General features: G+C 41.0%; 15 protein-coding genes and 5 tRNA genes. 3 read left to right on the top strand and 17 right to left on the bottom strand.

The annotated features are described in order from the left end of the window. Positions 1–73: 73 nt before the first annotated feature. From MUS1_RS11290 to thrS, 12 genes are all read right to left on the bottom strand, one after another. A tRNA-Thr gene (locus MUS1_RS11290) sits at positions 74–149 on the bottom strand. Positions 150–190: 41 nt separating this feature from the next. Continuing rightward, positions 191–266, bottom strand: a tRNA-Thr gene (locus MUS1_RS11285). A 45-nt stretch (positions 267–311) separates the two neighbouring features. Further along, positions 312–387: transfer RNA gene (locus MUS1_RS11280), tRNA-Thr, on the bottom strand. Between the two features lie 71 nt (positions 388–458). Continuing rightward, positions 459–534: transfer RNA gene (locus tag MUS1_RS11275), tRNA-Thr, on the bottom strand. 11 nt (positions 535–545) lie between these two features. Continuing rightward, positions 546–622, bottom strand: a tRNA-Pro gene (locus MUS1_RS11270). A 287-nt stretch (positions 623–909) separates the two neighbouring features. Next, positions 910–1,206, bottom strand: coding sequence for an integration host factor subunit alpha (locus MUS1_RS11265; protein WP_036162547.1), 297 nt, complete (start codon positions 1,204–1,206; stop codon positions 910–912). Positions 1,207–1,210: 4 nt separating this feature from the next. Further along, positions 1,211–3,595, bottom strand: coding sequence for a phenylalanine--tRNA ligase subunit beta (gene pheT, locus MUS1_RS11260; RefSeq protein WP_036162545.1), 2,385 nt, complete (start codon positions 3,593–3,595; stop codon positions 1,211–1,213). Positions 3,596–3,618: 23 nt separating this feature from the next. Next, complete coding sequence (gene pheS, locus MUS1_RS11255) at positions 3,619–4,614, bottom strand: phenylalanine--tRNA ligase subunit alpha (RefSeq protein WP_036162543.1); 996 nt, start codon at positions 4,612–4,614, stop codon at positions 3,619–3,621. A 128-nt stretch (positions 4,615–4,742) separates the two neighbouring features. Then, on the bottom strand, positions 4,743–5,099 hold the full coding sequence (rplT, locus tag MUS1_RS11250; RefSeq protein WP_024023333.1) for a 50S ribosomal protein L20: 357 nt from the start codon (positions 5,097–5,099) through the stop codon (positions 4,743–4,745). A 46-nt stretch (positions 5,100–5,145) separates the two neighbouring features. After that, positions 5,146–5,340: a 50S ribosomal protein L35 gene (gene rpmI / locus MUS1_RS11245; protein WP_036162540.1), complete on the bottom strand. Its 195-nt coding sequence runs from the start codon at positions 5,338–5,340 to the stop codon at positions 5,146–5,148. A gap of 64 nt (positions 5,341–5,404) precedes the next feature. Further along, a complete protein-coding gene (gene infC, locus MUS1_RS11240) occupies positions 5,405–5,938 on the bottom strand; it encodes a translation initiation factor IF-3 (protein WP_036162538.1) in 534 nt (177 codons plus the stop codon). A gap of 8 nt (positions 5,939–5,946) precedes the next feature. Next, on the bottom strand, positions 5,947–7,884 hold the full coding sequence (thrS, locus tag MUS1_RS11235; protein WP_036162536.1) for a threonine--tRNA ligase: 1,938 nt from the start codon (positions 7,882–7,884) through the stop codon (positions 5,947–5,949). Between the two features lie 238 nt (positions 7,885–8,122). Here thrS and MUS1_RS11230 point away from each other — a divergent pair, with 238 nt between their 5' ends. Further along, positions 8,123–8,749 (top strand): O-methyltransferase, encoded by a 627-nt coding sequence (locus tag MUS1_RS11230; RefSeq protein ID WP_036162534.1) that lies wholly within the window; start codon positions 8,123–8,125, stop codon positions 8,747–8,749. 62 nt (positions 8,750–8,811) lie between these two features. After that, entirely contained in the window at positions 8,812–9,546 is a 735-nt protein-coding gene (locus tag MUS1_RS11225; protein WP_245595800.1) for a GIY-YIG nuclease family protein, read from the top strand. Positions 9,547–9,631: 85 nt separating this feature from the next. Here the strand turns inward: MUS1_RS11225 and MUS1_RS11220 are convergent, their stop codons facing one another. From MUS1_RS11220 to ppiC, 4 genes are all read right to left on the bottom strand, one after another. Continuing rightward, on the bottom strand, positions 9,632–10,978 hold the full coding sequence (locus tag MUS1_RS11220) for a class II 3-deoxy-7-phosphoheptulonate synthase (RefSeq protein WP_036162533.1): 1,347 nt from the start codon (positions 10,976–10,978) through the stop codon (positions 9,632–9,634). A gap of 42 nt (positions 10,979–11,020) precedes the next feature. Then, positions 11,021–11,632, bottom strand: a complete 612-nt coding sequence (locus MUS1_RS11215) for a helix-turn-helix domain-containing protein (RefSeq protein WP_036162529.1) — start codon at positions 11,630–11,632, stop codon at positions 11,021–11,023. Positions 11,633–11,701: 69 nt separating this feature from the next. Beyond that, the gene (locus MUS1_RS11210) at positions 11,702–12,130 is read right to left on the bottom strand and encodes a protein tyrosine phosphatase family protein (protein WP_036162527.1); all 429 of its coding nucleotides are present in this window, start codon (positions 12,128–12,130) and stop codon (positions 11,702–11,704) included. A 25-nt stretch (positions 12,131–12,155) separates the two neighbouring features. Further along, the gene (ppiC, locus tag MUS1_RS11205; RefSeq protein ID WP_036162524.1) at positions 12,156–12,434 is read right to left on the bottom strand and encodes a peptidylprolyl isomerase PpiC; all 279 of its coding nucleotides are present in this window, start codon (positions 12,432–12,434) and stop codon (positions 12,156–12,158) included. A gap of 135 nt (positions 12,435–12,569) precedes the next feature. Here ppiC and MUS1_RS11200 point away from each other — a divergent pair, with 135 nt between their 5' ends. Beyond that, on the top strand, positions 12,570–13,367 hold the full coding sequence (locus MUS1_RS11200; protein ID WP_036162521.1) for a response regulator: 798 nt from the start codon (positions 12,570–12,572) through the stop codon (positions 13,365–13,367). Positions 13,368–13,422: 55 nt separating this feature from the next. On the opposite strand, the gene mutT is transcribed toward MUS1_RS11200, so the two are convergent. Continuing rightward, entirely contained in the window at positions 13,423–13,794 is a 372-nt protein-coding gene (gene mutT / locus MUS1_RS11195) for an 8-oxo-dGTP diphosphatase MutT (protein ID WP_245595799.1), read from the bottom strand. Positions 13,795–13,800 lie beyond the last annotated feature (6 nt).

Below are 13,800 nucleotides of genomic sequence, written 5' to 3'. Positions count from 1 at the left end.
CTCCCAACTGAGCTACACACCCGTTTTAAGTCTTACAACTGAGCCAAACGCTCACATTTAATTTAGCCTTTAATGGTGCCGCCACCAAGAGTCGAACTCGGGACCCTCTGATTACAAGTCAGATGCTCTACCAACTGAGCTATAGCGGCTAAACGCTAAATTAATTTTCCAATTACTCTAAGAGTAAAAGTGGTGCCGCCACCAAGAGTCGAACTCGGGACCCTCTGATTACAAGTCAGATGCTCTACCAACTGAGCTATAGCGGCATTACATGACGCAGTTTACTTTTACATACACTTCCTATTAGGAAATGGTGCCGCCACCAAGAGTCGAACTCGGGACCCTCTGATTACAAGTCAGATGCTCTACCAACTGAGCTATAGCGGCTTTAATAAAAGCAAAATCTTTTTTTATTTCTACTCTTTATCACTAAAGAATAAGAAACTTTGACCAAGTAATGGTGCCGCCACCAAGAGTCGAACTCGGGACCCTCTGATTACAAGTCAGATGCTCTACCAACTGAGCTATAGCGGCATTTCTATTCTTGGTCGGGACGGCAGGATTTGAACCTGCGACCACTAGCACCCCATGCTAGTGCGCTACCAGGCTGCGCTACGCCCCGAAAACTAACAACGACACTGTCGCTGTCAGCGGGTGCGTATATTACTATAACGAACTGAAAAGGGAAGACTTTTATCTGTTTTTTTTCAATTCAATTAGATAAATAAAATTAAACAGATCATTCGCTTAAACATTGATCTAAATATCATTCCAGTTTGTGGCGTTTTACTTATTACTCACAACAAATCATCTAAACAACATCCAGCAAATTACTCGAAATCTCTTAAATTAATAAGCACGTACAAAAAAGCCACCCTATTTAAGATGGCTTTTTATACAGAGACAACATCATTCCTGCATATAATCTTCTACTTTAGACTTAAGCTTTTGCCCAGGCCTAAAAGTGACGACAGTACGAGCGGTAATAGGAATTTCCTCTCCCGTCTTGGGGTTTCGACCTGGTCGCTGACTTTTTTCCCGGACTTCAAAATTCCCAAAGCCCGACAATTTAACTTGCTGCCTTTCTACAAGCGAATGACGAACGACATCAAAAAAACCTTCAACAAGATCTTTCGCGTCTTTTTTACTTAGACCAATTGCCTCTACTAAATTTTCAGCAATATCTGCTTTCGTCAACGATCCCATAAACTTATCCCCTTACAACGGCTCCCAACTGCTCAGACAATGCTGCAACAGCTTGTTCGACAGAGTTGTTCACTTCTTCATCACTAAGAGTGTGTGAAGGATGCTGCCACGTCAAGCCCAAAGCAACACTTTTTTTAGATTCATCAATACCCTGCCCTTGATAAACATCAAAAACCAAGACATTTTTAAATCCTTCTCCAGCCGACCCTACGATCACTCGCTCTAATTCGCTCACAGGAACCAAACGATCAACTAACAATGCCAAATCTCGTCTAACCTCAGGAAAACGTGAAACCACCTTATACTCTGGCAGAGTAGCACTCAGAACAGCATTCAATGCAATATCAAACACATAAACAGGCTGATTCGTCCCTAATGTTTTAGATAGCTGCGGATGAAGCTCTCCCATAAGGCCCACAAACAAACTATCTACATAGATATCAGCAGAACGTCCTGGATGAAGGAACTCACACTCAGAGCGCTTGTACGTTGGTTTTCCGCCGTCATTTAGCTCAAACAACGCTTCAACATGCGCCTTCAAATCATAAAAATCGACTTTTTCACTACCGTGATACCAAGCCTCAGCATTACGAACACCAGCAATAAGGCCAGATATTTGCTGTTGCTGATCTAAATCATCTAACGCATCCACAGAACCAATAAAACGACGCCCTGTTTCAAATAAACGCACACGAGGCTGTTGACGATTCTGATTATACAAATACGCTTTAACAAGACCTGGAATCAAGCTTGGTCGCATGACGCCCATATCAGCAGAAATAGGATTCTCTAACGGCACAGGTTCAATATGAGGCAAAAACTGTTTACTTAGATTCGGGTCAATAAAACTATACGTAATAGCTTCTTGATAACCTTGAGAAACCAAAATTGAACGTAAAGTTTGAATCGCCGTTTTACCTTCTGACAACGGTGTAAAGCTCACCGCCGCTTTAGGCATGGAAGAAGGCAAATTGTCATAACCATAAACACGGGCCACCTCTTCAATCAAATCAGCTTCAATAGCAATATCAAAACGATGAGATGGCGCTTTAGTTACCCAAGCCTCATCCGTCACTTCCAGCATTTCCAGACCAAGGCGTGTCAAAATATCAGTGACAAGGTCTTTATCAATCGAGATAGCTAGGTATTGATCTAACTTTTTACGACGCAAGGTAACAACCGCTGCATCAGGCAAAGAAGCTTCACTTACCACATGAGTAATAGGACCAGCCTGACCACCAGAAATCTCCAGCATTAATGCGGTAGCACGCTCAAGCGCCTTTTCCTGTAAGGTTGCATCAACACCACGCTCAAAACGATGAGACGAATCAGTGTGCAAACCATAAGAACGAGCCTTTCCAGCCAATGAAATAGGAGCAAAAAATGCACTTTCAAGAAAAACGTCTTTTGTTTCCGCGCTAACACCAGATCCTTCACCACCCATGACACCAGCAATGGCTAACGGTGCCTTGTCATCAGCGATAACCAGAGTATCTTCGCGAAGAGATACTTCCTGGCCATCTAACAACACTATTTTTTCACCAGCTGCTGCCATACGAACAACAATCGATCCAGACAAGTTTTCCAGATCAAATGCATGCATTGGCTGACCAAATTCGAGCATGACATAATTGGTAACATCAACTATCGGATCGATGGAACGAATCCCACTACGACGCAACTTCTCCACCATCCATAAAGGCGTTTGTGCGGTAACATCAACACCACGAACAACACGCCCCAAATAACGAGGACAAGCATCAACAGCATCCACTCGAACAGGGAATGTATCTTGAATCAGAACATCTCCAGCAACTACATTTACTGGAGTAAGGTCAACCTTGTTCAAGACACCGACTTCACGAGCTAATCCAGCCAAACTTAAGCAATCACTTCGGTTTGGCGTTAGATCTACATCAATAATTTGATCATCCAAACTTAGAAAAGCACGGAAATCTTCACCAGCTTTTGCAGCTTCAGGTAATTCCATGATGCCATCATTTTCATCACTCACGCCCAACTCAGAAGCTGAGCACAACATACCAAAAGACTCTATTTGGCGAAGTTTAGCCTTTTTGATTTTAAAGTCCGCACCCAGTACTGCACCAATCTTCGCGAAAGGAATTTTAATTCCTGCACGAGCATTCGGCGCACCACAAACAACTTGAAATATATCTGCACCATCCGACACCTGACAAACCTGAAGCTTGTCAGCATTTGGATGGGAATCTGCGCTGATAATTTCACCTACTACTACCCCCGAAAACTCAGACGCAACAGGTAAAACTTCATCAACTTCAAGACCAGCCATGGTTATTTGAGCCACCAAATCATCGCTACTGATATCTGGATTGACCCATTCTCTTAGCCAATTCTCACTAATTTTCATAAAAACATCCTAGATCCGACTGATTACTTGAATTGCTTAAGAAAGCGTAAATCATTCTCAAAGAACATACGCAGGTCATCTACCTTATAACGCAACATAGCAAAACGCTCTACGCCCATACCAAAAGCAAAACCGGTGTACTTCTCAGAATCAATTCCAGACATTTCAAGCACTTTAGGGTGAACCATGCCACAACCTAATACTTCCAACCAAGATTCTTCGCCCTTACTGTTAGTGCGCATAATATCCACTTCAATAGAAGGCTCAGTAAATGGAAAGTAACTAGGACGGAATCGAACTTTCAAATCATCTTCAAAGAAAACATTTAGAAACTCTTGCAAAATACCCTTCAAATCTGCAAAGGAAATATTTTCATCAATCAACAAGCCTTCAACTTGATGGAACATCGGCGTATGCGTTTGATCCGAATCACAACGATACACACGACCAGGACAAATAATTCGAATTGGCGGCTGAGTTTTTTCCATCGTGCGCACTTGAACAGGAGATGTATGGGTTCTCAGTACGGTTGTTGGATTAAAGTAAAAAGTATCCTGCATAGCTCGTGCTGGATGATGAGCAGGAATATTCAACGCCTCGAAGTTATGATAATCATCTTCAATTTCTGGGCCTGCTGCCACATCAAATCCAATACCACGGAAGAAGGTTTCAATACGCTCCATTGTTCTTGTTACTGGATGCAGACCACCCACTTCTTGACCTTTACCAGACAAAGAAATATCAATTGTCTCTGTAGCCAATTTAGCATTTAAAGCTGCCTTAACGAGACCAGCTTTACGCTCTGTAATTTTGCCTTGCACTTGATCTTTAGCTTCATTAACCATTTGACCAAACTTTGGTCTATCTTCTGCAGAAACATTACCTAGTTGTTTCAACAGAGCGGTCAAAGCGCCCTTTTTACCTAAATAATGCACACGTACATCATCCAGTGCGGACTCACTATCAGAAGCAGCAACTGCGCTTAGCGCATCAGCAAGAATCTGCTTTAGGTTCTCCATTTATACACTCCAAAAAATAAAATAGGGGAAGAGCGCTAGCTCTTCCCCTATCAAAGACTGCATTGAATAACTCGCTCTATTAAGATGAAATCTTTCAAGATTGAACTACTCTAAGGCTACGTCAGAAATTAAGCTAAGCTTGCTTTCGCTTTTTCAACGATTGCAGCAAAAACTTCTTTCTCGTACACAGCTAGATCAGCCAAAACTTTACGGTCAATTTCAATTGCTGCTTTTTTCAAACCAGCGATGAAACGGCTGTAAGATAGACCATTGATACGTGCAGCAGCGTTGATACGAGCAATCCACAATGCGCGGAATTGACGTTTACGCTGACGACGGTCACGGTACTGATACTGACCTGCTTTGATGACAGCTTGTTTAGCTACACGAAATACACGGCTACGTGCACCGTAGTAACCTTTAGCTTGCTTTAAAATCTTTTTGTGACGGCGACGAGCCTGAACACCACGTTTTACGCGAGGCATAATATAAACCTTATACTAATAAATTAATGAACTAAAAAATTGAGACTTAGATGTATGGCAACATGCGTACAATTAACGCTTTGTCGCTTTGAGCGATACTCTTCATTGCACGAAGATGACGCTTACGCTTAGTCGATTTCTTAGTCAAAATATGACTAGTATGAGACTGCTTATGTTTAAAACCATTCGCGGTACGTTTGAAGCGCTTAGCTGCGCCACTGTGTGACTTAATTTTGGACATGATAAAACCACTCTCGCATTCGTTAATGTTAGTGTAATTTCTTAATAACTAATGTTATTTAAAATTACTTCTTCTTTTTGGGGCCTAGCACCATAGTCAATTGACGACCTTCCATTTTCGCAGCTTGCTCTACTGCACCATATTCTTCTAAGTCTAAAGCGACTCGATTCATAAGTTGCATACCAAGCTCCTGATGGGCCATTTCACGACCGCGGTATCGTAGCGATACTTTAGCCTTATCCCCGCCTTCAAGGAAACGTATCAGGTTGCGGAGTTTTACCTGATAATCCCCTTCCTCCGTCCCTGGACGGAATTTCATTTCTTTAACCTGAATCTGCTTAGCATTTTTCTTTTGAGCGGCTTTTGCTTTTTTCGCTTCAAAAATATGCTTACCGTGATCCATGATTTTACAAACAATCGGATCTGAGTCAGTTATCTGCACTAAATCAAGGCTCGCTTCTTGAGCAGCTTTCAGTGCTTCCTCAATCGAAACAACACCAATTTGTTCACCATCAGCAGCGATTAAACGCACTTCAGTGGCTCGAATGTTCTCGTTGATTTGAGGACGCTGCTTACCAGCTGCACGTCCACGATTCATATTACCTTTTATAGCGCTATCTCCAAGTCTTGTTTACGGCTACGACGAGTCACTTCTTTTTGAAGTAAAGCTTCAAAATCAGAAACGCTCATCACTCCAAGATCTTCACCAGTCCGAGTACGAACGGCTACTTGGTTCTGTTCTACTTCTTTATCACCAACAACGATCATATATGGAACTCGTTGAATAGTATGCTCGCGAATTTTAAACCCGATCTTCTCGTTTCTCAAGTCAAGTTTTGCTCTAAAGCCATTTGAATTCAATCTTTTTTCTAATTCTGAGCAATAGTCAGCCTGACGATCAGTAATATTCATGATAATTACTTGCTCTGGCGCAAGCCAAACTGGGAAAGCCCCTTCTGTTTCTTCTATTAAAATACCGATAAAACGCTCCAACGAGCCAACAATAGCACGATGTAACATAACCGGAGTCTGGCGTGAACCATCTTCTGCCACGTATTTGGCGTCTAAACGAGTCGGCATTGAAAAATCAACCTGAATAGTACCACACTGCCATACACGACCAATGGCGTCTTTCAAAGAAAATTCAATTTTAGGACCATAAAACGCCCCTTCACCTGGTAATTCTTCCCAATCAAGACCAGCAGAGTTCAACGCATCAGCTAATGCCTTTTCAGACTTATCCCATACCTCATCAGATCCCACACGCTGTTCTGGACGAGTCGACAGACGATAAATAATCTTATCAAAACCGAAATCAGTATAAACTTCATGCAAAAGATCGATAAATTCAGATACCTCTTGCTGAATTTGACCCTCTGTTACAAAAATATGTCCGTCATCTTGGACAAAGTTACGAACACGCATAATACCATGCAAAGCACCGGAAGGCTCATTACGGTGACAAGAACCAAACTCAGCCATACGAAATGGTAAGTCACGGTAACTTTTCAAACCTTGATTATAAACCTGAAGGTGACACGGACAGTTCATCGGCTTAACTGCGTAGTCCCGGTTTTCAGAATGCGTCGTAAACATATTTTCATGATACTTACCCCAGTGCCCAGATTTCTCCCAAAGCACACGATCTACAATCTGTGGAGTTTTAACTTCTTGGTAATTGTTATCAATCTGCTGCTGACGCATATACTGCTCAACAGCCTGATACAGACGCCATCCTTTAGGGTGCCAAAACACCATGCCCGGCGCTTCTTCTTGAAGATGAAAAAGGTCTAATTTTTTACCTAACTTACGATGATCGCGTTTTTCCGCCTCTTCGATACGTGTTAAATAACCTTTTAATTCTTTTTTATCATTCCAAGCAGTCCCGTAAATACGTTGTAACTGCTCGTTATTTGAATCACCACGCCAGTATGCACCAGCCAACTTCGTCAATTTAAAATGACGTAGCACACGTGTATTTGGAACATGCGGGCCTCGACACATATCTGTGTATTCTTCATGAAAGTACAAACCAACTTCTTTAATTGATTCATCCATATCATCGATCAAGGCGACTTTATACGTTTCACCTCTTTCTTCAAATTGCTGACGCGCTTCAGAAATAGGTGTCATTTTTTTAATGACATCGTAGTCTGTTTTAACCAATTCGTTCATACGCTTTTCTATCGCCGTTAAATCTTCCGGCGTAAAAGGACGTTCATAAGCGATATCGTAATAAAAACCTTCGTCAATAACAGGGCCGATCGCCATTTTCGCGGTCGGATACAGCTGCTTAACAGCATGACCCATTAGATGTGCAAAAGAATGGCGAATGATCTCGACGCCTTCTGGATTTTTTCCTGTCACGATACTTAATTCAGCATCTTCAGAAATCAATTCACAGGCATCAACAAGTTGACCATTAATACGACCAGCAATGGTTGCTTTAGCAAGGCCAGGACCTATGTCCTCGGCAACTTGCATAACCGTTACAGAATTTGAAAAAGAACGTTGGCTGCCATCAGGCAAGGTAATTACAGGCATTTTATTCCCCTATCGGAGTCAGTGGTGCTCCATACTAAAGAGCACATGTAAATTTCAGCGCATAAACTATCATTTTTCAATTATTCATGCGAATCTAATTTAAATAACTCGTTTTTATCCGTATAAGCGCCATCCACAAAAATCAAGGCCTTTTTCTACCTTTCAGCCATAGACATTCTCTGTACTCAGAGTAAAATTAGCGTTTGTTTCATACAGACTCTACTTACCAAAAGGCAATATGCATCCTAATAATCTTGACGACTACTGCATTGAGACAACTCAAGCAGAACCTGACCTATTAATTGAACTAGTTGAAAAGACTTATTCAGATATGGGCTATCCAAACAAATTGTCAGGAAAAACGATTGGTCGCACATTAAAACTTCTAGCAAAGATAGCTAAGCCTAAACGTGCTCTTGAAATAGGTATGTTTACAGGCTATTCCGCGTTATCAATTGCAGAAGGCATGCCTGATGATGGCAAACTTATTTGCTGCGAAACAAACCCAAGAGCTATTGAGTTTGCTCAATCTTTTTTTGACCGTAGCGAATACGGAAAAAAAATCACTGCGATTTTTGGACCCGCCCTCGATACGATTGAATCCCTTGAAGGGGAATTCGACTTTGTCTTTATTGATGCTGATAAGCGCAACTACCTAAACTATTACGAAGCAGTACTACCGCTCGTTAGATCTGGTGGACTTATTATTATCGATAACTCCCTTTGGCAAGGACGAGTTCTAGACCCAAAAGAAAACAGCGACATTGCTGTCAACCAAGTCAACCGCCTAATAGCGCAAGACCTGCGAGTTGAAAATGTTCATCTAAATGTTCGAGACGGTCTCAACATCGTCATAAAACACTAAACCCTATTTTTTTTTTATAAACCCCACTTACCTTTGGGCTACCTTAGGTAAATGGAGCTTATATGCTATTTAAAAGATATTACGCAAGAGGCACGATTTTGGTCGTTTTTAAGATCACGAATAACATTACCGGAAAGCATTACATTGGCACTTCTTTTAACAGTGGCTTCCAACGTTTTGAACAATACATTGAAGCTACAAATGAAGGTTTAGACTTTCCTTTATACAATGACATTAGGGAGAATGGCGTTGAAGCATTTGTCGTTGAAGAGCTTTTCGAAACAAGTGACAAACAAGAACTTTATGAATTAGAGACTGATTACATCTCAATTTATAATGGTGAAAGCTTACGCGGTTACAAAATAGCGCAAACAGCTGAAAAAGCGGTAAACCTAAATACTGGTAAAAAAGCACTGTTTGACGCCAATGGCGTATCCACAGCAGAACAACCTAAAAAAACAAGAAAAACTGCGGTAAAAAAAACAGTAGCGCTCCCAAAAAAAACACTTGAACCGACTCCAACCACTAAATCCTTCTTCGGAGAGCTCATTGGCGAAGAAAGACTAGATACACCCACATCCTTGGTTGTTGAGAAAAAAAAGGCACCCGCTCGCACAAAAAGCAAAGCCAGTATTCAAAAAATGCTAAATGAAGCTGAAAGAGCTTCAAAGAAAGAGCGCGAGGAAAAATTAAAAAGTCAGCAACAAGCTGAAGCAGAAGAAATGGCCCTTATTATGGCGAAGGTTGACGTAACATCAAAATCAGCCACATCAGCGTTCCGTCGACGAAAAAGTTAATTTCAAATAAAACATACTAAAAAGCCCCAGCTGATTACTTCACAACTGGGGCTTTTTGGTTTCAAAAATCAATTTAAATAAAAGCTTAAGCTCTCGATTTTTTAAGCGTCTCAGAAATCATGAAAGCCAATTCCAAAGACTGATCCGCATTCAGTCGTGGATCACAATGAGTGTGATATCGGTCTGCCAAATCTGCCTCAGTAACCTCAAAAGAACCACCAACACATTCTGTCACATTCTGACCTGTCATTTCAAAATGAACACCACCGGCATAAGTACCTTCTGCATTATGCACTTGGAAAAATTGCTGGACCTCTTTTAACACATCATCAACACGGCGTGTTTTATAACCCGTTGATGCCTTCACCGTATTACCATGCATTGGGTCACTACTCCAAACTACATTCTTACCTTCTTTCTGAATGGCTTGAATCAGTTTTGGCATTCCATCTTCGACCTTATCCGCTCCCATCCGAACAATAACGTTCAAACGACCCGACTCATTGTCTGGGTTCAATACATCACATAAACGAACTAAATCTTCAGGGTCCATAGAAGGCCCAGCTTTAACACCAATCGGATTTTTCACTCCACGCAAAAATTCAACATGTGCGCCATCTAATTGACGAGTACGGTCACCAATCCATAACATATGGGCAGAGCAATCATACCAATCACCGGTCAAACTATCTTGGCGTGTTAACGCTTGCTCATAGGGCAACAATAAAGCTTCATGAGAAGTATAAAACTCAGTCTCTTTCAACTGCCCCAAGCCAGGACCTATTCCACAAGCTTCCATAAATTGCAACGCATCATCAATTTTACCTGCAACGCCGTGAAAACGATCACCTGCAGGACTCGTGTTTAAAAAGTCTAAGTTCCATTGATGTACTTGATGTAAATCTGCAAATCCACCTTGAGCAAACGCTCGAAGTAAATTCATAGTAGAAGCACTTTGATTATAAACTTGAACCAGTCGTTCAGGATCAGGAATCCGTGCCTGCTCAGTAAACTCAATACCGTTAATAATGTCGCCTCGATAACTAGGCAACTCAATACCATCGATCACTTCCATACCAGCAGATCTAGGTTTAGCAAATTGACCCGCCATTCGCCCCACTTTTACAACTGGGCACTTACCAGCATAAGTAAGCACAACCGCCATCTGCAACATAACTTTAAACGTGTCACGAATATTATTTGCGTGAAATTCAGCAAAGCTTTCAGCGCAATCGCCACCCTGCAGCAGAAATGACTGCCCATTAGCCACTTGAGCTAATGCTTTTTTTAATTGTCGCGCTTCGCCTGCAAAAACAAGCGGTGGCATTTTTTCTAAAGACTTCTCAACTTGAGCTAAATGCTCTACGTTAGGATAAACCGGCTGCTGCAAAGCCTCTCTCTCTCTCCAACTCGTCAATTCCCACTCTTTCATAGCTTTCCACAACCTTTCAATTATCTGTCATTTTTATAATATTTAACGTGCAACCACCCACAGTATCTCTGCATCTTTTGCCGATAAGGAAACAACGGCATGACCCATACTCGCGTCATAATACACACTATCACCTTCTTTTAATTCAATCGGCTCATAGAGTTCAGAGAAAAAATTAACTGTACCCTGTAAAACAAGAAGAAACTCTTCACCGTCATGGCGAACCCATTCTTTAAACTCAGCAAAAGACCTTGCTCGCACCTTAGTTTTAAAAGGCACCATTTTCTTACGACTAATTGAATAGTTTAAAAGCTCATGCTCATAAGTGGCAGTTGGATGCGGCTCTCCTTTTCCCTTGCGAGTTATATCTCTTCTACCGGCAATCGAATACTCACTTGCCTCAACAAACAACTGAGGCAAGTCCATTTCTAAACCATTAATTAACTTCTGAACAATTGTAAAACTAGGTGAAACCTGATCATTTTCAATTTTAGACAATGTAGAACGAGCAATACCAGTTCTCTTACCCACTTCCTCTAACGTCCAACCTTTAGCCAAACGTATCGCTTTCACGCGTTTCCCAAGCTCCAACGGTTCCACAAAACGATCTGGATCAGACGCTGTAGCTGTTTCTAATGACGGACGACTAACCATAATTTCCCAATACTAGCGCTCAAAAAAACCAACTCAAAATCAAGCGGCACTTTTACACTCTTTACCAGCCTATTTCTTTAACAAAGGCGTCATTGCTGAAACACATCGAGTAAGATCAAAGCCTTTACTAGACACATGCGCAGACAAATCATCATAACTCCCGCCTCGAGAATTATTAATCAACACCCATAAAACCGATGAACGCGTTCCTGTTCGACAAAAAGCCAGGGTCTTTTTCATCGTAGATAAAGCCGCGTCTTGAAAAAAAACATGTTCCTGAGAAAGTTTTGATAAATCAATAGGGTTACTAATATATTCAAGACCCAGCACCTCAGCAGCTTCTTGAAGGCTTTTTCCAGGTGGCTGATCCTCTGATTCTAACTCAGGGCGATTATTAATAATTCGCTCAAACCCTTGCTCTTTTAAAGCAGAAAAATCTTCTTTAGACAATTGTGGAGCAACAAAATAAAACTCATCTAATTGAATTGGATGACTCATACCTACTTCCTTTTTTTAAATTCACTTAAGATCGATATAACACCTTAATGAGATGGAAACCAAACTGTGTTTTAATAGGACCCTGAATTTTCAATAAGGGCCCACCAAACACAGCCTTATCAAAGGCCGGAACCATATCACCCTTACGAAACTCACCAAGATCCCCTCCCTTCTTCCCAGAAGGGCACGTTGAAAACTGTTTTGCCAACTTATAAAAATCCGCACCTTTATCTAATTTCAACTTAATTGATTCCGCTTCCGCTTTTGTTTTCACTAAAATATGGCACGCGCTTGCTGTAGACATTTATTGTCTCGACCTCACAAAAAATTGGATAAAACATGTTAACCTATTTATTATAAAAGAATTAACAATCATTAATCAGAAAAAGTAGCTATTAAAGCAAAGCTACCAGTATCGATAAATTAGGTAGCTTAACCAATGGATTCTTATACAGCAATCGGCGACCTCTCTTTTCTTCTTGTAGAACCTTCCGACACCCAAAAAAAAATCATTACCAAAGCCTTAAAAGATGCAGGCATAAAACAAATCGAGTACGCAAATAACATCCAAGAGACAATAGAATCTTTAAGCTCTTTTCCACCAGATCTTGTTATTTCATCAATGTATCTTCCTGACGGTTCTGCCAATGAACTAATTGACAGAATTCAAGCAAACAAAGCCACTGAAAATCAATGCTTTATGTTGATTTCCAGCGAAAGAAATAGAGACAATCTAGAGCACCTAAGGCAATCTGGTGTATTAGCCATTCTACCAAAACCATTTAATCCAAAAGATCTTCTGCGTGCTATTCACGCCACCCTAGATTTAATCGTGGAAGAAGAAATCAACTTAGAAATATTCGACCCTAGAACACTTCGAGTATTAGTAACTGATGATAGTCGAATGGCTCGTAAGCACATAAGCAAAACACTAAATTCAATGGGAATAGAAGACATACAGTTTGCCGAAAATGGTAAGGAAGCAATTGAACTACTTGCTCAATCAGAGTTTGATTTAATCGTTACTGATTACAACATGCCAGAAATGGATGGTAGAGAGCTAACTGAATCTGTTAGACAAGACCCAGAACTAGCTCATATCCCTATTTTGATGGTCAGCTCAAATTCTGAAGATAGCCAACTTTCAAACATCGCACAAGAAGGCGTTGACGCTATTTGCGGGAAACCGTTTGAACCAAGCGTCGTTCGCAAACTCTTAGCCCAAATATTAAATTAAAGATAAAAAAAGAGCTTCATAATGAAGCTCTTTTTAAAAAGTTAAATGCCAATTACTAGGCATTCATAAGCGCAGTCACAATAGACATATTAGCTTCTGGAAACTCATAAGACAATAAATCACCAATAGCCACCCAACGGACTTCCTGCCCTTCTTTCCCTACCGGGTCACCATCAAAACCAGTAACTTTATAAAAGAAAAGCTCAACCTGCTTATCACCATAGTCATGGGAGATTTTCTCAAAAAGAGCACAATCTGTGACAGAAATACCACACTCTTCTTTCAACTCTCTAAATAGCGCAATGGAAGCAGGCTCTGAAGACTCACACTTACCTCCTGGAAACTCCCATAAACCACCTTGATGCTGATTAGATTTCCTAAGAGCAATAAACACCTTATTATCACGAAGTATAATTCCGGCAGCCACTTTAAC

Source organism: Marinomonas ushuaiensis DSM 15871, from assembly GCF_000521805.1.
Lineage (GTDB): Bacteria > Pseudomonadota > Gammaproteobacteria > Pseudomonadales > Marinomonadaceae > Marinomonas > Marinomonas ushuaiensis.
Note: the sequence above shows the minus strand (reverse complement) of the source record. Positions and strands in the feature narration are given on the sequence as shown.

Excerpts from the sequence above, each read along its gene's own strand:
- MUS1_RS11210 (WP_036162527.1), bottom strand. The coding sequence starts at position 12,130 with ATGAGTCATCCAATTCAATTAGATGAGTTTTATTTTGTTGCTCCACAA.
- rpmI (WP_036162540.1), bottom strand. The coding sequence starts at position 5,340 with ATGTCCAAAATTAAGTCACACAGTGGCGCAGCTAAGCGCTTCAAACGT.
- pheS (WP_036162543.1), bottom strand. The coding sequence starts at position 4,614 with ATGGAGAACCTAAAGCAGATTCTTGCTGATGCGCTAAGCGCAGTTGCT.
- MUS1_RS11200 (WP_036162521.1), top strand. The coding sequence starts at position 12,570 with ATGGATTCTTATACAGCAATCGGCGACCTCTCTTTTCTTCTTGTAGAA.
- ppiC (WP_036162524.1), bottom strand. The coding sequence starts at position 12,434 with ATGTCTACAGCAAGCGCGTGCCATATTTTAGTGAAAACAAAAGCGGAA.
- pheT (WP_036162545.1), bottom strand. The coding sequence starts at position 3,595 with ATGAAAATTAGTGAGAATTGGCTAAGAGAATGGGTCAATCCAGATATC.
- MUS1_RS11265 (WP_036162547.1), bottom strand. The coding sequence starts at position 1,206 with ATGGGATCGTTGACGAAAGCAGATATTGCTGAAAATTTAGTAGAGGCA.
- MUS1_RS11220 (WP_036162533.1), bottom strand. The coding sequence starts at position 10,978 with ATGAAAGAGTGGGAATTGACGAGTTGGAGAGAGAGAGAGGCTTTGCAG.
- MUS1_RS11230 (WP_036162534.1), top strand. The coding sequence starts at position 8,123 with ATGCATCCTAATAATCTTGACGACTACTGCATTGAGACAACTCAAGCA.
- rplT (WP_024023333.1), bottom strand. The coding sequence starts at position 5,099 with ATGCCTCGCGTAAAACGTGGTGTTCAGGCTCGTCGCCGTCACAAAAAG.
- MUS1_RS11225 (WP_245595800.1), top strand. The coding sequence starts at position 8,812 with ATGCTATTTAAAAGATATTACGCAAGAGGCACGATTTTGGTCGTTTTT.
- thrS (WP_036162536.1), bottom strand. The coding sequence starts at position 7,884 with ATGCCTGTAATTACCTTGCCTGATGGCAGCCAACGTTCTTTTTCAAAT.
- infC (WP_036162538.1), bottom strand. The coding sequence starts at position 5,938 with ATGAATCGTGGACGTGCAGCTGGTAAGCAGCGTCCTCAAATCAACGAG.
- MUS1_RS11215 (WP_036162529.1), bottom strand. The coding sequence starts at position 11,632 with ATGGTTAGTCGTCCGTCATTAGAAACAGCTACAGCGTCTGATCCAGAT.